The organism is Pseudomonas sp. 1L-E-NC-VB-C3, assembly GCF_057291535.1.
The window spans coordinates 348,122-366,404 of sequence record NZ_JBXAWD010000005.1; the positions used below are offsets into that span (position 1 = coordinate 348,122).

Consider the following 18,283-nt stretch of genomic DNA (forward strand, 5'->3'; position numbering starts at 1 on the left):
CTGAGCGCCGGGCTTTTTCACATCAGGAGCTATCAGGCATCCAGCTCGGCCCAACGCTCCACCAACGCATCCAGCTCGGCCTGCAATTGCTCCAGCGAAGCAATCACCTTGGCCGTTTCCGCCGGCGGACGCTGATAGAAACCGGCTTCAGCCATTTCCGCTTCAACAGCGGCGATTTGCTGCTCCTTGGCGTCGATGTCGCCCGGCAAGGCTTCCAGCTCACGCTGCAGCTTGTAGCTGAGTTTCTTCTTGGCAACCGGAGCGGCAGCCGCAGGCGCAGCCACCGGAGCCGGCTCAGCGGTAACCACCGCCGAGTTCAGGTCAGCCTTGCCCGACTTGCTTTCAGTCACGCCCAACAGACGCGGCGAGCCGCCCTGACGGATCCAGTCCTGATAGCCGCCGACGTATTCACGAACCTTGCCTTCACCTTCGAAGACCAGGGTGCTGGTCACCACGTTATCGAGGAATGCCCGGTCGTGGCTTACCATCAGCACGGTGCCGTTGAAAGTCAGCAGCACTTCTTCGAGCAGCTCGAGAGTTTCCACATCGAGGTCGTTGGTCGGTTCGTCGAGCACCAGCAGGTTCGCCGGTTTGCTGAACAGCTTCGCCAGCAACAGACGCGCACGTTCACCACCCGACAACGCCTTGACCGGCGTGCGTGCACGCTGCGGGCTGAACAGGAAGTCGCCGAGATAGCTCAGCACGTGACGGCTCTGCCCGTCGATGTCGATGAAGTCGCGACCTTCGGCGACGTTGTCGATCACGGTTTTTTCCAGATCCAGCTGATGGCGCAACTGGTCGAAGTACGCCACGTCGATCCGCGTGCCCTCTTCCACTTTACCGCTGGTCGGTTGCAGACCGCTGAGCATCAGTTTCAACAGGGTGGTCTTGCCGGTACCGTTGGCGCCGAGCAGACCGATACGGTCGCCGCGCTGCAGGACCATGGAGAAATCCTTGATCAGGAACGGCCCGCCCGGATGCGCGAAGCTCACGTTCTCGAGCACCATCACCTGCTTGCCGGATTTGTCGGCGGTTTCCAGCTGGATGTTGGCCTTGCCGGTACGCTCGCGACGCTCACTGCGCTCAACGCGCAGGGCTTTCAGGGCGCGCACGCGACCTTCGTTACGAGTGCGGCGGGCCTTGATGCCCTGACGGATCCACACTTCTTCCTGAGCCAGACGCTTGTCGAACAGCGCGTTGGCAGTTTCTTCAGCGGCCAGCGCAGCTTCTTTGTGCACGAGGAAACTGGCGTAGTCGCCGTTCCAGTCGATCAGCCCACCGCGATCCAGTTCGAGGATGCGCGTGGCGAGGTTTTGCAGGAAGGAACGGTCGTGCGTGATGAACAGCACGGCGCCCTGGAAATCTTTCAGCGCCTCTTCGAGCCAGGCAATCGCACCGATGTCCAGGTGGTTGGTTGGTTCGTCGAGCAGCAGCAGATCCGGTTCGGACACCAGCGCCTGCGCCAGCAGCACGCGACGACGCCAGCCACCGGAGAGTTCGGCGAGAGTCTTGTCGGCCGGCAGTTGCAGACGGCTCAGGGTGCTGTCGACCAGCGTTTGAAGGCGCCAGCCATCACGGGCTTCGAGGTCGTGCTGAACGTGCATCAGCTTGTCCAGATCGGCGTCGGTGACGATGTTCTGGCTCAGGTGATGATATTCGGCGAGCAAGGCGCCAACACCATCGAGGCCTTCAGCCACCACGTCGAATACCGTCCGGTCGTCGGCCACCGGCAATTCTTGCGGCAATTCGCCGATTTTCAGACCGGGGGCACGCCATACCGAGCCGTCATCGGGCTTCTGGTCGCCCTTGACCAGTTTCATCATGCTGGACTTGCCAGTGCCATTGCGGCCGATGATGCACACCCGCTCACCACGGGCGATCTGCCAGGACACCTTGTCCAACAACGGCATAGCGCCGAACGCAAGGGACACATCGCTGAATTTGAGCAGGGTCATGAGCTTCTCCAAAAACCGGGCGCGCATTCTACCTGACTTGGGGCTTCAACAGGCCGGCAATTTGTCTGTCGAAGCACTCTGCACGACTTTTGTTGCGAACTTGTGCAGCGAGGCTCGCAAAGCTTTCGCCGCTTGCTGGCAAAAGGCTAAGCTACAGTCAATTCAGTGCGGATTCCGATCGGCACTTGTCATGATTTCTCTGCCCGGATGTCTCATGCGCAGTCGCCTTTTCAGTGTTTTGTCCTGCTTGTTTCTTACCGCCGCTGCCGCTCAATCCGTCCAGGCGGTGGACTTGTCCACCCAACGCCAGTATTACGATGAAGCCAAGCGCGCCTTGGCCAAGGGTGATACCGGCCCGTATTTCCGTTACAGCCAGGCGCTGGCCGATTATCCGCTGGAACCGTATCTGGCCTACGACGAACTGACCGCGCGTCTGAAGACTGCGAGCAACGCAGAGATCGAGAAGTTTCTCGCCGAGCACGGTGACCTGCCGCAGGCCAACTGGATGAAGCTGCGCTGGTTGCGCTGGCTTGCCGACCGTGGCGACTGGGCGACCTTCGTCAAATATTACGATCCGAAGCTGAATTTCACTGAGCTCGACTGCCTCAACGCGCAGTACCAAATCAGCCACGACAAGAAGGCTGAAGGCTATGCCAACGCAGAAAAACTCTGGCTGACCGGCAAATCGCAACCCGCCGCCTGTGACGCGCTGTTCGGCATCTGGGCTGCCGACGGCCAGCTTACCGAGCAGAAACGCTGGGAGCGCACCAAGCTTGCCGCGCAGGCACGCAACTATCCGCTGGCCAACAGTCTGATCAACGGCCTGACCACCCTCGCCCCGCGCGGCCGTTTGCTGGTCGACGTGGCGCAGAAACCCGAAATGCTCAACCAGCCGTCGCGCTTCACCCCGGCCGACGAGCCGATGTCAGACGTCGTCAGCCTCGGCTTGCGCCGCCTCGCTCGGCAGGATCCGGACAAGGCCATGGCCCTGCTCGACGGTTACGCCAGCAGCATGCATTTCTCTCGCGATGAGAAGGTCGCGATCGCTCGCGAGATCGGCCTGACCCTCGCGCGCCGCTTCGACAGCCGCGCGCTGGACGTGATGACCAAGTACGATCCGGAGCTGCGCGACAACACCGTCTCGGAATGGCGCCTGCGCCTGCTGCTGCGTCTGGCACGCTGGAACGATGCCTACGAATTGACCAAACGTCTGCCGCAAGACCTGGCCACCACCAACCGTTGGCGCTATTGGCAGGCGCGCAGTCTGGAACTGGCCGAGCCACAAAACCCGCAAGCGCTGACCCTGTACAAGAATCTGGCGCGGGAACGAGACTTCTACGGCTTCCTCGCCGCAGACCGTTCACAGTCGCCTTACTCGCTGAACAACAAGCCGCTGGTGCTCAGCCAGGCGTTGATCAACAAGGTTCGTAACACCCCCGGCGTGCGGCGCGCGCTGGAGTTTCATGCACGCGGGCAGATCGTCGACGGGCGTCGCGAGTGGTATCACGTCAGCCGTCATTTCAACCGCGATGAAATGGTCGCCCAGGCCAAACTGGCCTACGACCTGAAATGGTACTTCCCGGCGATTCGCACCATCAGTCAGGCGCAGTACTGGGACGACCTGGACATCCGCTTCCCGATGGCGCACCGCGATACCCTCGTGCGTGAAGCCAAGGTTCGCGGCCTGCATTCGAGCTGGGTGTTCGCCATAACCCGGCAGGAAAGCGCCTTCATGGACGACGCGCGCTCCGGCGTCGGCGCCAGCGGTCTGATGCAATTGATGCCCGGCACCGCCAAGGAAACCGCGCGCAAGTTCAGCATTCCATTGGCCTCGCCCCAGCAAGTGCTCGATCCAGACAAGAACATTCAGCTCGGCGCCGCTTACCTCAGCCAGGTGCACAGCCAGTTCAACGGCAACCGCGTGCTCGCCTCCGCCGCTTATAACGCCGGGCCAGGCCGCGTGCGTCAGTGGCTGCGCGGCGCTGATCACCTGAGTTTCGACGTCTGGGTGGAAAGCATCCCGTTCGACGAAACCCGTCAATACGTGCAGAACGTGTTGTCCTACTCGGTGATCTACGGGCAAAAGCTCAACTCGCCGCAACCGCTGGTGGATTGGCATGAGCGGTATTTTGACGATCAGTAATCACCAGGCTGACGCCGGATCATGAAAAATGCCCGTATCGTGAGATGCGGGCATTTTTTTGGTCGGTTACTTGGTCGATTGCTCAGTCTGCTGTGACAGATCGACCATCATTGAACTGCAACGCCGCCAGCCGTGCGTACAGCGGATTGCTGGCGATCAACTCCTGATGTGTCCCCACCGCTACTAGCTTGCCTTGATCCATCACCGCAATCCGGTCAGCGTTCTTCACCGTGGCCAGCCTGTGAGCGATCACCAGCGTGGTGCGGTTTTCCATCAGCGTTGGCAGGGCCTGCTGGATCAGATGTTCGCTCTGTGCGTCGAGGGCGCTGGTGGCTTCGTCAAGGAGCAGGATCGGCGCGTCCACTAGCAAGGCGCGGGCAATGGCCAGACGTTGGCGCTGACCGCCGGACAACCCGAGGCCGCCATCGCCGAGATGAGTTTGATAGCCGTCCGGCATTTGTTCGATGAAGTCGTGGGCGTGGGCAATTCGCGCAGCTTCCTTGACCTGTTCAAGCGTGGCCGTCGGGCAGCCGTAGCGAATGTTGTCCTCCACGCTGCCGAAAAACAACGCGGGGGTTTGCGAGACCAGGGCGAAACAGCGGCGCAGATCCAGCGGGTCAAGGCTGGTCAGCGGCACGCCATCGAGGAAAATCTGCCCCTCGCGTGGATCGTAGAAGCGCAGCAACAAGTCGTAAACCGTGGACTTGCCCGCGCCGGACGGCCCCACCAATGCCAGGGTTTCGCCTGCCCTCACCGTCAGATTCAAGCCATCGACGGCGTAGCTTTGCGGACGCGACGGGTAGGAAAAACGCACGTCGCACAGTTCAAGTTCACCTTTGACTCGCGCTGGCAGAGTGACCAGTCCGGTCAACGGTGGCTGGATGATGTTTTCCGAACGCAGCAATTCTGCGATGCGTTCAGCGGCACCCGCAGCGCGTTGCAGTTCGCCGATCACTTCGCTCAGCGTGCCGAACGCACTGCCGACAATCAGGCTGTAGAAAACGAACGCCGCCAGTTCCCCAGCCGAAATCCGTCCCGCCATCACATCCATGCCGCCGACCCACAACATCACCGCCACCGCGCCAAGCACCAGCACGATCACCAAAGTGATCAACCACGCTCGCTGGAAGATCCGTTTACGCGCAGTTTCGAACGCCTGCTCGACGGTCGAAGCGAAACGCTGCTCGTCCTGAACCTGGTGGTTGTAGGCTTGTACGGTTTTGATCTGACCAAGGGTTTCCGACACATAGCTGCCAATGTCGGCGATACGGTCTTGGCTCTGGCGCGACAGATTGCGCACGCGGCGGCCGAAAATCAGGATCGGCGCGATCACCAGCGGCAGTGCAATCACGACAATGCTGGTCAACTTCGGATTGGTGATGAACAGCAACACCACACCACCGATGACCATCAGCAGATTGCGCAGGAACAGCGAAAGCGACGAGCCGATCACCGATTGCAGCAGCGTGGTATCAGCGGTCAGACGCGACTGGATTTCCGAGCTGCGGTTGTCCTCATAAAAGCCTGGATGCAGATACACCAGGTGATTGAACACTTGGCGGCGAATGTCGGCGACCACGCGCTCGCCTATCCACGACACCAGATAGAAACGGGCAAAGGTGCCCAGCGCCAGCCCGAGCACCAGCAGCATGAAAATTCCGATCGACTGATTGAGCAGATGCGGCGATCGGGTCATGAAGCCCTGATCGACCAACAATTTGATGCCCTGCCCCATCGACAGGGTAATGCCGGCGGTGACGATCAGTGCGAGCAGTGCGCCGAAGGCATGCCAGCGGTACGGCAGGAGAAAATGACTGGTCAGGCGCAGGGCGCGCCGGTGTCGGGAAGAAAGCATGGAGATCATGGAGTTCACGTCTGCGCAGATGGATCGGGCCAGCCTACAGACTCAGATGGGGTGGAACTCTGTAAATCACAATGAGTCAGGTTAAATATGCCCGGGATGTCCGGATGCTAGAAACGATTGGTCTAAGGTTGCGGTTGAGACGAGCGGTCATTTCTGTTTGAGTAGAGATGCCGCCCGCCGACAGACCGCAGGGAGTTGTCACAGCCTGGTCACGTGGCGGTTTTAACTTAGGCACACAACCTGATGAGGAGACAGGCCATGTCCTTGCAACACAGCAGCGAAGACAAGATTGAAGTGATCCGCACCAAACCCGACCAGTCTCTGGGTTGCTCGATTATCGATGAGCAGGGCCGCGAAGTACCGATCACTGAAGACATGATCCAGGACGCGTGCCGCGAACTGGAGAAGCGATTGGTCAAGCCTGCCGAACAAGAGTGATGTAGCCACCGTCTTCCTGACCCGGCCCTGACTGGCCGGGTTTTTTATATCTGTAATTTACTTGCGAATCGTGTAGGAGCTGCCGAAGGCTGCGATCTTTTGATCTTCAAAAAGCAGGATCGAGAGATCGCAGCCTCGTTTCACTCGACAGCTCCTACAGGACACGGGTTGCCCCCAGCGCCGCCACAATCTGCCGCAACAACGGCGACTCCCCTTCAATCCGCACCTTCAGCCCTTCGATCTCGCGTCGCACCGGATATTGCTTGCGCAACGCGTCAAACGCCGAGCGCTGCTCAGCGACATTTCCCACCAGGCTGCGGCGGAAATCCGCATCATCGCGGCGCGGGTCATACACGCCCCGGCACAATATCGCCAGCGCCCACGCCGGATCGCTGTCACCGTGCAGGGAAACTTCCGACAACCAGGTTGCTGGCAGCAGATCGCTGAGCTGGATAGCTGCAGGTTGGCCGCTGAAAGCGCAGTAGGCCTGATAAATCTGCGCGGTCCCGCGTTGCTTGCCATCGAGGCTGTAACCGGCAATATGTGGCGTGGCCAATACGCAGAGTTCGGCCAACGCAGGGTCGACTTCCGGCTCTTTTTCCCAGACGTCGAGCACCGCTTGCAGGTCCTCGCGCTCCAGCAGCACCTCACGCAGCGCTGCATTGTCCACTACAGGGCCGCGCGCCGCGTTGATCAACCATGCACCTTGCTTGAGTTGTTGCAGACGCTGTTGATCGAACAGATGCCAGGTCGCGTTGTTGCCGCTACGGGTCAATGGCGTATGCAGACTGATCACGTCGCACTGCTCGATGATCTGCTCAAGGCTGACATAATCGCCGCCCTCGGCAGCCTGACGCGGCGGATCGCAAACCTTGACGTTCCAGCCCAAGCCCTTGAGAACCTTGATCAAGCGCCCCCCCACTTCACCGGCGCCGACGACGCCGTAAGTACGCTGCGTCAGATCAACCCCTTCGATTTCGGCCAGTGTCATCAGACTGCCCAGCACGTAGTCGACAACACCACGAGCATTGCAACCCGGCGCGCTCGACCAGCAGATCCCGGCCTCGTTGAAGTAATCGAGATCCAGATGATCGGTGCCGATGGTGCAGGTGCCGACAAAGCGCACTTTGCTGCCTTCAAGCAGCGCGCGATTGACGTTGGTCACCGAACGCACCAGCAACACATCGGCCTGCTCAACCGTCGCGCGGTCAATGGAGCGGCCCGGCACTCGGCGGATGTCGCCGAAACCGGCAAAAAAAGCATCGAGCAGCGGGATATTTTCGTCGGCAACAATTAGCATGGCGGGCTCCTTGGGCGGATCGGCAGTTTAGGTGCTGACGCGTCGATCAGCCAGCAGGGTTTGCGCTTACAAATACGCAACAGAGGATATTTCCTGACCGAGGCGTCAGCGGCGTAGAATGCGCCGCTCTGCGCATCAATACTTTCTGGACGCTTTGCCTGTGAACCCTGTAACTGACCAACCTGTCGCCGTCTCGCTGAGCCGCCCTGCGCGGATTCGCCTGGAGTTGAAAAACCTGCTCGCCCTGGCCCTGCCGATCATCATCGCGCAACTGGCGACCACGGCCATGGGCTTCGTCGATGCGGTGATGGCCGGGCGCGTCGGCCCCAAGGACCTGGCGGCAGTGGCGCTGGGCAACTCGATCTGGGTTCCGGTGTTTCTATTGATGACCGGCACCCTGCTGGCCACCACACCAAAAGTCGCCCAGCGTTTCGGCGCCGGCAAGCACAGCGAAATTGGCCCGATTGTGCGTCAGGCGTTGTGGCTGGCATTGGTAGTCGGATTGATCGCCACCTCGATGCTGATCGCTGCCGAGCCGGTGCTGCACCTGATGAAGGTCGATCCCGAGCTGATCGGCCCGTGCATGCAATATCTGCACGGCATCGCCAGCGGCTTGCCGGCGGTGGCCCTCTATCACGTGCTGCGCTGCACCAGCGACGGCATCGGCCGCACCCGCCCGGCCATGGTGCTGGGCCTCTGTGGTCTGGCGCTGAACATCCCGCTGAACTACATCTTCATCTACGGTCACTTTGGCGTGCCGGCCATGGGCGGCGTCGGCTGCGGCTGGGCCACGGCGATCGTGATGTGGGTAATGGCGCTGGGCCTGGCCGGGTACGAACGCTGGGCACCGGCCTATCGCTCAAGCGAATTGTTCAGCCGCTTCGACTGGCCGCAGTGGGCGGTGATCAAACGTCTGCTGTCGATTGGTTTGCCGATCGGCATCGCGGTGTTTGCCGAGTCGAGCATTTTTGCCGTGATCGCCCTGCTGATCGGCAGCCTCGGCGCGACGGTGGTGGCCGGGCATCAGATCGCGCTGAACGTCAGCTCGCTGGTATTCATGATTCCCTATTCGCTGGGCATGGCGGTCACCGTGCGTGTCGGTCAGGCGCTTGGGCGCGAAGAACCGCGTGAAGCGCGCTTTGCCGCCGGAGTCGGCATGGGCACGGCGCTGGCCTACGCCTGCCTGTCGGCGAGCCTGATGCTGGCGCTGCGCGAGCCGATTGCGGCGATCTATACCGCTGATCCAACGGTGATTCATATTGCGGCGATGCTGATTGTTTATTCGGCGCTGTTCCAGTTTTCAGATGCAATCCAGGTGACTGCGGCCGGTGCACTGCGTGGCTATCAGGACACTCGGGTGACGATGATCCTGACTCTCTTCGCCTACTGGGGCATCGGTCTGCCGGTCGGTTATGCGCTGGGCCTGACCGATTGGCTCGGCGAGCCACGCGGTCCGAGCGGTTTGTGGCAGGGTTTGATCGTAGGCTTAAGCTGCGCAGCGTTGATGCTGTCGATTCGTCTGACACGCAGTGCGCGCAAGCGGATTCGAATCAGTCGTTCGGCGGGTTGATCACCCATAAAAAAAGACCTGCATTTGCAGGTCTTTTTTTGCCCTGAGTCAGGACTTCTTGCGAATCCAGTACAGATAGGTGCCGGCCTCTTCGTGCTGGCTGACCAGCTCATGGTCAAGAAACACGCAGAACTTGGGGATATCGCGCTTGGTCGAGGGATCGGTGGCGATCACCTTGAGCAGGCCGCCGGGTACCAGATCGCGAATGTGCTGGTGCAACATCATCACCGGCTCCGGGCAATTGAGGCCGGTGGCGTCGAGGGTGCCGTCGACCGGGGTATCGATCATTTCACTCATGGTTCACTCCAGAAACTGGCCGGCATTGTCGCGCATCGCCGGGATTATCGTCCAACCCATGTGGGAGCGAGCCTGCTCGCGAAGGCAATCCGTCAGTCAGCACATCGTTGGCTGCCCCACCGCTTTCGCGAGCAGGCTCGCTCCCACAGGTTCAGTGTTGTGTCAGCGCGATTTGGTTTTCCTGGTGTCGTGCCGGCGCAGATGGCAAGTCACTTCCTCGCGGTCGTGATACAGCTGCTTGCAGCCGATATCAACCTTGATCCCACGAGCCTTGAAACCATCGGCAATGCGCTCGAGCAGACGTTTCACTTCGGCATAACGCTGCTTCATCGGCAGCTTCAGGTTGACCACCGCCTCGCGGCAATGCCCCTCGCCGATCCACTCTTCGAGCATCGCCGCGTTGCGCGCCGGTTTCTCGACGATGTCGCAAACCATCCAGTCCACCGGCTGCTTCGGTTTGAAGGTAAAACCGTCCGCCATCAGATGCTGGACCAATCCGGTTTCCATCAGGCTTTCAGCCATCGGGCCGTTGTCGATAGCCGTCACCAGCATGCCACGGTTGACCAGTTGCCAGGTCCAGCCGCCCGGTGCGGCGCCGAGGTCAACGCCGGTCATGTCGCTGTGCAGGCGATCTTCCCACTGATCACGTGGAATGAAGTGGTGCCACGCCTCCTCCAGCTTCAAGGTCGAACGGCTGGGCGCCTCGCGAGGAAACTTCAGGCGTGGAATGCCCATCGGCCACATTGCCGAATTGCCGGCATCAGCCATGCCGAGGAACACTTCGCGTCCGCTTTTGAAGGTCAGCAACAATCGCGGCTTGCTGGCGTCTTCCACCAGTTTGCCAGCGGCGGTCAGCGCCTTGCGCAGCGGGCCTTCGAATTTTTTGCAGAAATTCGACAGTTCCTTGCCGTCATTGGTATCGACCACTTCCAGCCACAGACTGCCAAACACCGGGAAATCGGCCATGTGCGCGAGGATCACGCTGATGCGATCGTTTTCCGGCAGATCAATGAAAAAGCCCCGCGCCCACTGCCGAGGGAAAATCAATTCGGCGAAACGCTGACCGCGCATCAGGCGTTCGGCGCCGTCGGCTTCAGTGCAGACAAACTCGGCGCAGGCCGTGGCGGTTTTGGCTTTGGCGTAACCGGCGACATTGAGACGGGCGGCGAGATCGGAAATCTCCGAACAGACTTCGCCTTCGAAGCCGGGCCGGCAATGCATGAATAGGGTGTTCATTCTTACTCCTGGGCAACGGTCGATCATTCGACCGTTGCGCGATGCTCAAGCCTTGCGTTGCCGCAATGCCTGTCACGAAAACCGGCGCATGATAGCTGAAGTCGGAACCATGGTTGCGCCGATAGAGTCCAGTTATTAGCCAGCTACTCAAAACAGGGCTAGGTTTAATGCTCTGCCCGTCCCCTCAGTCCGTAGCCGTGCGGACTCAAAGGAGTGATCGTAATGCCGTCCCTCGATAGTCTGAAGTCACTGAAAACCCTACAAATCGATGCCACGACCTACCATTATTTCAGCCTGCCGGAAGCCGCCAAAAGCCTGGGCGACCTCGACAAGCTGCCGATGTCGTTGAAGGTACTGCTGGAAAATCTGCTGCGCTGGGAGGACGAAAAAACTGTCACCGGCGCTGACCTCAAAGCCATCGCCGCCTGGCTCAAGGAGCGCCGCTCCGATCGCGAAATCCAGTACCGCCCTGCCCGTGTATTGATGCAGGATTTTACTGGTGTCCCCGCCGTCGTCGATCTCGCCGCAATGCGCGCGGCAATGGCCAAGGCTGGTGGCGATCCGCAGCGGATCAATCCGTTGTCGCCGGTGGACCTGGTGATCGACCACTCGGTGATGGTCGACAAGTTTGGTAGCGCCAGTGCGTTTGAACAGAACGTCGACATCGAAATGCAACGCAACGGCGAGCGCTATGCCTTTCTGCGCTGGGGCCAGAGTGCGTTCGATAACTTCAGCGTGGTCCCGCCGGGTACCGGCATCTGCCACCAGGTCAACCTCGAATATCTCGGCCGCACCGTTTGGACCAAAGACGAGGATGGCCGCACCTACGCGTTCCCCGACACGCTGGTCGGCACCGACTCCCACACCACCATGATCAACGGCCTCGGCGTACTCGGCTGGGGCGTGGGCGGGATCGAAGCGGAAGCGGCGATGCTTGGGCAACCGGTATCGATGCTGATTCCGGAAGTGATCGGCTTCAAACTCACCGGCAAACTCAAGGAAGGCATCACCGCCACCGATCTGGTGCTGACCGTAACGCAGATGCTGCGCAAGAAAGGCGTAGTCGGCAAATTCGTCGAGTTCTATGGCGATGGTCTCGCCGATCTGCCACTGGCCGACCGCGCAACCATCGCCAACATGGCCCCGGAATACGGTGCGACGTGCGGCTTCTTCCCGGTCGACGATGTCACGCTGGAATACCTGCGCCTGTCTGGCCGGCCGCCGGAAGTGGTGAAACTGGTCGAGGCCTACACCAAGGCTCAAGGCCTGTGGCGTCTGCCGGGTCAGGAGCCGGTGTTCACCGACAGCCTGGCTTTGGACATGGGCAGCGTCGAGGCCAGCCTGGCCGGACCGAAACGTCCGCAGGATCGCGTCTCGCTGCCGAACGTCGCGCAGGCCTTCAGTGATTTCATCGACCTGCAATTCAAACCCACCAGCAAGGAAGAAGGACGCCTGGAAAGCGAGGGTGGCGGCGGCGTAGCAGTGGGCAACGCCGATCTGGTGGGCGAAGCGGACTACGAATACGAGGGCAAGACCTATCGCCTGAAAAACGGTGCAGTGGTCATCGCCGCGATTACCTCCTGCACCAACACCTCCAACCCGAGCGTGATGATGGCTGCTGGACTGCTGGCGAAAAAAGCTGTCGAGAAAGGTCTGACGCGCAAGCCTTGGGTCAAAAGCTCACTGGCCCCCGGTTCGAAAGTCGTCACCGACTATTACAAGGCTGCCGGGCTGACTCAATACCTTGATCAGCTCGGGTTTTCGTTAGTTGGCTACGGTTGCACCACCTGCATTGGCAACTCCGGGCCACTGCCGGAGCCGATCGAGAAAGCCATTCAGAAAGCCGATCTGACCGTCGCGTCGGTCTTGTCCGGCAACCGCAACTTCGAAGGTCGCGTACACCCGCTGGTGAAAACCAACTGGCTGGCCTCGCCTCCGCTGGTCGTCGCCTACGCACTGGCTGGCAGCGTGCGCACCGACATCAGCAGCGAACCGCTGGGTGAGGATCAGCAGGGCAATCCGGTATACCTGCGCGATATCTGGCCGAGCAGCCGGGAAATCGCCGAAGCGGTGAATCAGGTCAACACGGCGATGTTCCACAAGGAATACGCCGAAGTGTTTGCCGGTGATGAGCAATGGCAGGCCATCGAGGTGCCGCAAGCGGCGACTTACGTGTGGCAGGACAATTCGACCTACATTCAGCATCCACCTTTCTTCGACGACATTTCCGGCCCTCTGCCGGAAGTCAAAGACGTCAAAGGCGCGCGGGTCTTGGCCTTGCTCGGCGATTCAGTGACCACCGACCACATCTCCCCCGCCGGCAACATCAAGATCGACAGCCCGGCCGGGCGATACCTGCAGGAAAAAGGCGTGGAGCCGCGCGACTTCAACTCCTACGGTTCCCGTCGCGGCAATCATGAAGTGATGATGCGCGGTACGTTTGCCAACATCCGTATTCGCAACGAGATGCTGGGTGGCGAGGAAGGTGGCAACACACTTTACATTCCCACCGGGGAAAAAATGGCGATCTATGACGCAGCGATGAAATATCAGGCGTCGGGTACGCCGTTGGTGGTGATTGCCGGTCAGGAGTACGGCACCGGGTCGAGCCGTGACTGGGCGGCGAAAGGCACCAATCTGCTGGGCGTCAAAGCGGTGATTGCGGAGAGCTTCGAACGTATTCACCGCTCTAATCTGGTCGGCATGGGTGTGCTGCCGTTGCAGTTCAAGCTTGATCAGAATCGCAAGAGTCTCAATCTGACCGGCAAAGAGACGTTCGAGATTCTGGGATTGACCGGCGTCGAGCTGAGGCCGCGGATGAACCTGCCGCTGGTTATCACTCGGGAGGATGGGCGTCAGGAGAGAATCGAAGTCTTGTGCCGCATTGATACGCTGAATGAGGTCGAGTACTTCAAATCCGGGGGGATCCTGCATTATGTGTTGCGGCAGTTGATTGCTTCGTGACGGGATGACATTCGCGCAGGCTGTGATCTTTTTGACCTGGCTTTTAAAAGCAGGATCAAAAGATCGCAGCCTTCGGCGGCTCCTACATTCAGGCGAAAAAAAACCCGCCGAAGCGGGTTTTTCCCAAGACCATTATCGACTCCCTGTCGGCAGCGATCCTTGCGATGGTCGATCGTCCATGATCCTGAAACACTCCCTGTGTCTCAGTTGATGTGTGTAGATTACCCAGTGGATCCAATCAGCAATAGTCGTAAAAGCTACCAATGCGTGTAAGACATTCGCCATACAAACACTGCCGAAAACCCTTAGACCTGTCAGGCACCGCCGCTTTCACGAGCCCTGGCGCTTTCGGCGAGAAACTGTTCAAGCCTGCTCAACTGCTCCTCCCAGCCGCGACTGTCCATGTAATACGCCTCTTTCTGACGGATATCAGGGATGTGCGCGAAGCCGGACTCCGAGACCTTGAGTAGAGTGCCGTCCTCGAAGTCCTGCAATTCGAACTTGACCAGCGTGGTCGGCTCTTGCGAGTAGTCGATCTTCGGGTTGACCGCATACGGGTGCCAGCGGAAAGAAAACAACTGCTGCGGCTCGACCCGCTCGATCAGCACATTCCACAATACGTGTTCATAACCGGGGTACGTGACCTGGCCCTGCGTCCACTCACCGGCAATGAAGCGCCGGCCCTCAAGTGCCACGCCAAACCACTGACCGAACGCCTCTGCATCGACCAATGCGCGCCAGACATGGGAACGCGACGCCTTGAGCGTGATCTTGCGTTCGAAACTGTTAGGTACTGGTTTCATACGTCACCTCCTGTTCTGAACACTAGGCTTGTATGACCACATGTCCAATGCGAAGTTGTATCCAGGCGCTGCAGGCATCGATCCGAGCAGACACATCCTGCGGTAGTTTCCGCTCTGTGATCGGCGCCGCTTGACCTGTTATCTTTCCAGCGAATCCGCAGAAACAAGGACGAATCATGCAGCCCTCTCTTGCCGATCGGTATCGCGGCGCCCTCCTCGGCCTGGCTTGCGGCGATGCGGTCGGCACAACAGTTGAGTTCCAGCCGCGAGGATCATTCCAGCCGCTGAGCGACATGGTCGGCGGTGGCCCGTTCCAGCTCAAGCCAGGGCAATGGACCGATGACACCTCAATGGCACTCTGCCTGGCCGAGAGCCTGCTGCGCAAAAACGGTTTCGACGCGGCTGATCAGATGGGCCGCTATCTCAATTGGTGGAAATGGGGATATCTGAGCTCCACCGGTGAATGTTTCGACATCGGCATGACCGTGAGCCAGGCGCTGCAACAGTATCAGCGAAGCGGAGAGCCTTTTGCCGGCTCGACTGACCCGTTGACAGCTGGCAACGGGTCGCTGATGCGGTTGGCGCCCATCGTGCTGTTCTATTTCCCCGATAATCGCCAAATACAGGCCTTTGCTGCCGACAGTTCGCGCACAACCCATGCGGCGCCGGAGGCAATCGAGTGCTGCCAATTGCTGGCTGATCTGATTGCACGAGCGCTTGAGGGAGCCGACAAAACGCAACTGCGCCAATCGCTACTTGCAGAGTATTCCCAACCCAAGGTGGTTGCGATCGCGCGGGGTGAGTATCTCGGCAAAAAAGAAAACGAAATCAAGGGCAGCGGCTATAGCGTGCAATCATTGGAAGCCGCTTTGTGGTGCTTCCATCACACGCAAACGTACGCTGACGCGATACTAAAAGCAGCCAATCTCGGTGATGACGCGGATACAACGGCTGCTATCGTAGGTCAGTTGGCCGGTACTTACTACGGCGCTCGGGCGATTCCCGAGCACTGGCTGGAGCAGTTGCATGATGGCGAAGAAATCACCGCCACTGCGGATCGCTTGCTTGAGGCCTCCCGGCTACGTACATAACACTCGATACACTCTTTCCACTCGATACAGCGAGAACCTTATGTCAGTGCGTCTGCTTCTGGCCTCTGCGCCCTTTTTGTTTGCCCCTTTCGCCCATGCCGCCGTTGATTGCGCCAACGCCAGCGATCAGTCGACGATGAATCAATGCGCGGGGCAAGCCTTCAAAGCGGCAGACAAGGAACTGAATACGCTCTATCAGCAGATCACCGGACGCCTGAAGGACAACCCGGACGGAAAGAAGCTGCTGGTCAACGCGCAGCGGGCGTGGGTCAGCTTTCGGGATGCCGAGTGCAAGTTTTCGGCTTCTGGGGTGGCAGGCGGGAGTGTGTATCCATTGGTTTACAGTAGTTGTCTTACAGACGTAACCAAGGCCAGAGTAGAAACCCTCAAGCAGTATTTGAAATGTGAGGAAGGTGATATGAGCTGCCCGGTACCCGGTGCGTAATCACAGGCTCCACTTACGGAGCCTGTGCTGTGAACCGTTACGCCTCAGACGTGAGGATCGCCCGGTGCTTTGCTCGGCGCAGCGTATTGAGGTTTAAGGTGACCATCCTGATCGAGTAACCAGGCGTCCATGATCTGCCGCACTACTGGACCGGCAACACGACCACCCGCCTCGCCGTTCTCGATCATTACCGAGATGGCGATCTTCGGATGCTCGGCCGGTGCGAATCCTACAAACAGGGCGTTGTCACGGTGGCGCTCAAGGGTTTTCTCGCGGTTGTAACGCTCACCCTGCTTGATCGCCACCACCTGCGCCGTACCACTCTTGCCGGCGATGCGATATTGCGCCCCCGCAGCGGCCGCTCGGGCAATACCTCGAGCATCGTGCATGACCATCTGCATACCGTGGTTGACCTGCTCCCAATCGCGCGGGTCCTTGAGCAGGATATTGGGCATTGGATGCTTGTCGACCGGCGCTACACCGTCGACCGACTTGGCCAAGTGCGGCCGATTCCATATCCCCTTATTGGCGATCAGGGCAGTGGCCTGGGCCAATTGCAGCGGTGTGACCTGCATGTATCCTTGGCCGATGCCGAGAATAACGGTTTCACCGGGATACCAGGCCTGCCGCCGCGTCGCGCGCTTCCAAGCCTGCGACGGCATCAGACCGGGGGACTCTTCAAACATGTCCAGTGAGACTTTTTCACCAAGGCCGAACATCGCCATGTAGTCGTGCAGGCGATCGATGCCAAGCTTGTGCGCCAGGTCATAGAAATAGGTGTCGTTGGAGCGCATGATCGCCGCGTCCATGTCCACCCAACCATCACCGCTATGGTTCCAGTTGCGATACTTGTGGTCGAAGTCCGGTAATTGGTAATAGCCGGGATCGAATACGCGGGTCTGCGGGGTCACGACGCCGGCGTCCAGACCAGCGATAGCGACTTCCGGCTTGATCGTCGAGCCCGGGGCGTACAGACCACGCAACACGCGGTTGAACAATGGCCGATCGATGGAATCCCGCAGCGCTGAATATTCCTTCGAACTGATCCCGGTGACGAACAGATTCGGATCGAAACTCGGATTGCTGACCATCGCCAGCACTTCTCCGGTGGACGGGTCGAGAGCTACCACTGAACCACGACGGTCGCCCAAAGCGGCTTCGGCAGCTTCCTGCAGCTTTACATCGAGGCTCAGGACGATGTTTTTGCCTGGCACCGGATCGGTGTGCTTGAGTACCCGTAGCACACGGCCTTGAGCATTGGTCTCGACTTCTTCGTAACCGACATGGCCGTGCAACTGCGCTTCATAAAAACGCTCGATACCGGTTTTACCAATGGATTGCGTACCTCGGTATTGCACGGAGTCGAGGGTTTTAGCTTCCTTTTCATTGATCCGACCGACATAACCGATTGAATGAGCGAAATGTGCGCCGAGAGGATAGTGCCGGACAAACTGCGGTTCGACATCAATCCCCGGCAAGCGAAATTCGTTCACCGCCAGGACGGCGATCTGCTCTTCCGTCAGCTCATAAAACAGTGTGACCGGTGTGAATGGATGCCGGGATTGCTTCATCGCCTTGTCGAATACCGTGCGGTCTTCAGCAGGCAAGTGCAGCAAGTTGATGACTTCGTCCAGCTCCTGATTGACGTCGGTTGCACGCTCACGAGTGATGGTCAGGTTGTAGCTGGGACGGTTGTCGGCGAGCAATACGCCGTTGCGGTCGTAGATCAATCCCCGCGTCGGCGGTATCGGCAGGACATGGACACGGTTGTTTTCGGAGATGGTCGAGTGGTAATCGAATTCCACGACCTGGAGAATGTACAGGCGCACCACCAAAGCGCAGCTGATGGCGAACACGAACAGAGCACAGGCAATCAAGCGTTTGTTGACCAGCCTCGTCTCTTTTTCATGGTCCTTGATCGGGATTGGTTCAGGCATTTCTACAGCAACTCTTTGACGTAAATGAGTGCCGATCCATGGGCAGGGCATCAGTCCGTTAAAAAACGAGCTGCACCATACCAAAACTCGCCATCCACTTCAGGATGAATTTCCCCGGTGGCAGGCTAAAAACTTTCTCGCAGGCAAAACAAAACCCCAACTGCTTTCGCAATTGGGGTTTCGGAATTTAATCTTGACGATGACCTACTCTCACATGGGGAAACCCCACACTACCATCGG

Annotated in this window: 13 protein-coding genes; 6 read left to right on the forward strand and 7 right to left on the reverse strand. The window is 59.3% G+C overall.

The annotated features are described in order from the left end of the window. Nucleotides 1–32 precede the first annotated feature (32 nt). Entirely contained in the window at nucleotides 33–1,955 is a 1,923-nt protein-coding gene (locus AC0Z5Z_RS11525; protein WP_039760799.1) for an ATP-binding cassette domain-containing protein, read from the reverse strand. Nucleotides 1,956–2,169: 214 nt separating this feature from the next. Between AC0Z5Z_RS11525 and AC0Z5Z_RS11530 the strand changes: the two genes are divergently transcribed. After that, nucleotides 2,170–4,098: a transglycosylase SLT domain-containing protein gene (locus AC0Z5Z_RS11530; protein WP_485611103.1), complete on the forward strand. Its 1,929-nt coding sequence runs from the start codon at nucleotides 2,170–2,172 to the stop codon at nucleotides 4,096–4,098. Between the two features lie 82 nt (nucleotides 4,099–4,180). On the opposite strand, the gene AC0Z5Z_RS11535 is transcribed toward AC0Z5Z_RS11530, so the two are convergent. Then, on the reverse strand, nucleotides 4,181–5,962 hold the full coding sequence (locus AC0Z5Z_RS11535; RefSeq protein ID WP_485611104.1) for an ABC transporter transmembrane domain-containing protein: 1,782 nt from the start codon (nucleotides 5,960–5,962) through the stop codon (nucleotides 4,181–4,183). 258 nt (nucleotides 5,963–6,220) lie between these two features. On the opposite strand from AC0Z5Z_RS11535, the gene AC0Z5Z_RS11540 reads away from it, so the two are divergent. After that, complete coding sequence (locus AC0Z5Z_RS11540) at nucleotides 6,221–6,400, forward strand: PA1571 family protein (protein WP_024013646.1); 180 nt, start codon at nucleotides 6,221–6,223, stop codon at nucleotides 6,398–6,400. A gap of 154 nt (nucleotides 6,401–6,554) precedes the next feature. On the opposite strand, the gene pdxB is transcribed toward AC0Z5Z_RS11540, so the two are convergent. After that, nucleotides 6,555–7,700 carry a 4-phosphoerythronate dehydrogenase PdxB gene (gene pdxB, locus AC0Z5Z_RS11545; protein ID WP_485611105.1) on the reverse strand — a complete coding sequence of 382 codons (1,146 nt, stop codon included), beginning with the start codon at nucleotides 7,698–7,700 and terminating at the stop codon, nucleotides 6,555–6,557. A gap of 160 nt (nucleotides 7,701–7,860) precedes the next feature. On the opposite strand from pdxB, the gene AC0Z5Z_RS11550 reads away from it, so the two are divergent. Beyond that, on the forward strand, nucleotides 7,861–9,270 hold the full coding sequence (locus AC0Z5Z_RS11550) for an MATE family efflux transporter (protein WP_276574740.1): 1,410 nt from the start codon (nucleotides 7,861–7,863) through the stop codon (nucleotides 9,268–9,270). A gap of 48 nt (nucleotides 9,271–9,318) precedes the next feature. On the opposite strand, the gene tusA is transcribed toward AC0Z5Z_RS11550, so the two are convergent. Both tusA and rlmM read right to left on the reverse strand, forming a co-directional pair. Then, nucleotides 9,319–9,567, reverse strand: a complete 249-nt coding sequence (tusA, locus tag AC0Z5Z_RS11555; protein ID WP_016775503.1) for a sulfurtransferase TusA — start codon at nucleotides 9,565–9,567, stop codon at nucleotides 9,319–9,321. A gap of 162 nt (nucleotides 9,568–9,729) precedes the next feature. Continuing rightward, nucleotides 9,730–10,803, reverse strand: a complete 1,074-nt coding sequence (gene rlmM, locus AC0Z5Z_RS11560) for a 23S rRNA (cytidine(2498)-2'-O)-methyltransferase RlmM (protein ID WP_041477361.1) — start codon at nucleotides 10,801–10,803, stop codon at nucleotides 9,730–9,732. A 222-nt stretch (nucleotides 10,804–11,025) separates the two neighbouring features. Here rlmM and acnA point away from each other — a divergent pair, with 222 nt between their 5' ends. Beyond that, complete coding sequence (gene acnA / locus AC0Z5Z_RS11565) at nucleotides 11,026–13,767, forward strand: aconitate hydratase AcnA (RefSeq protein WP_252868015.1); 2,742 nt, start codon at nucleotides 11,026–11,028, stop codon at nucleotides 13,765–13,767. A 314-nt stretch (nucleotides 13,768–14,081) separates the two neighbouring features. Here the strand turns inward: acnA and AC0Z5Z_RS11570 are convergent, their stop codons facing one another. Continuing rightward, complete coding sequence (locus AC0Z5Z_RS11570) at nucleotides 14,082–14,570, reverse strand: SRPBCC family protein (RefSeq protein WP_016775506.1); 489 nt, start codon at nucleotides 14,568–14,570, stop codon at nucleotides 14,082–14,084. Nucleotides 14,571–14,746: 176 nt separating this feature from the next. Here AC0Z5Z_RS11570 and AC0Z5Z_RS11575 point away from each other — a divergent pair, with 176 nt between their 5' ends. Beyond that, complete coding sequence (locus AC0Z5Z_RS11575) at nucleotides 14,747–15,661, forward strand: ADP-ribosylglycohydrolase family protein (protein WP_485611106.1); 915 nt, start codon at nucleotides 14,747–14,749, stop codon at nucleotides 15,659–15,661. Nucleotides 15,662–15,701: 40 nt separating this feature from the next. Continuing rightward, nucleotides 15,702–16,106 (forward strand): lysozyme inhibitor LprI family protein, encoded by a 405-nt coding sequence (locus AC0Z5Z_RS11580; RefSeq protein ID WP_252876663.1) that lies wholly within the window; start codon nucleotides 15,702–15,704, stop codon nucleotides 16,104–16,106. 44 nt (nucleotides 16,107–16,150) lie between these two features. On the opposite strand, the gene mrdA is transcribed toward AC0Z5Z_RS11580, so the two are convergent. Then, entirely contained in the window at nucleotides 16,151–18,043 is a 1,893-nt protein-coding gene (gene mrdA / locus AC0Z5Z_RS11585; protein ID WP_485611107.1) for a penicillin-binding protein 2, read from the reverse strand. Nucleotides 18,044–18,283: the final 240 nt, after the last annotated feature.

Bases quoted from the DNA above. Each gene is read 5' to 3' on its own strand.
- AC0Z5Z_RS11525 (WP_039760799.1), bottom strand. From the start codon at position 1,955: ATGACCCTGCTCAAATTCAGCGATGTGTCCCTTGCGTTCGGCGCTATG.
- AC0Z5Z_RS11530 (WP_485611103.1), top strand. From the start codon at position 2,170: ATGCGCAGTCGCCTTTTCAGTGTTTTGTCCTGCTTGTTTCTTACCGCC.
- AC0Z5Z_RS11535 (WP_485611104.1), bottom strand. From the start codon at position 5,962: ATGATCTCCATGCTTTCTTCCCGACACCGGCGCGCCCTGCGCCTGACC.
- AC0Z5Z_RS11540 (WP_024013646.1), top strand. From the start codon at position 6,221: ATGTCCTTGCAACACAGCAGCGAAGACAAGATTGAAGTGATCCGCACC.
- pdxB (WP_485611105.1), bottom strand. From the start codon at position 7,700: ATGCTAATTGTTGCCGACGAAAATATCCCGCTGCTCGATGCTTTTTTT.
- tusA (WP_016775503.1), bottom strand. From the start codon at position 9,567: ATGAGTGAAATGATCGATACCCCGGTCGACGGCACCCTCGACGCCACC.
- rlmM (WP_041477361.1), bottom strand. From the start codon at position 10,803: ATGAACACCCTATTCATGCATTGCCGGCCCGGCTTCGAAGGCGAAGTC.
- acnA (WP_252868015.1), top strand. From the start codon at position 11,026: ATGCCGTCCCTCGATAGTCTGAAGTCACTGAAAACCCTACAAATCGAT.
- AC0Z5Z_RS11570 (WP_016775506.1), bottom strand. From the start codon at position 14,570: ATGAAACCAGTACCTAACAGTTTCGAACGCAAGATCACGCTCAAGGCG.
- AC0Z5Z_RS11575 (WP_485611106.1), top strand. From the start codon at position 14,747: ATGCAGCCCTCTCTTGCCGATCGGTATCGCGGCGCCCTCCTCGGCCTG.
- AC0Z5Z_RS11580 (WP_252876663.1), top strand. From the start codon at position 15,702: ATGTCAGTGCGTCTGCTTCTGGCCTCTGCGCCCTTTTTGTTTGCCCCT.
- mrdA (WP_485611107.1), bottom strand. From the start codon at position 18,043: ATGCCTGAACCAATCCCGATCAAGGACCATGAAAAAGAGACGAGGCTG.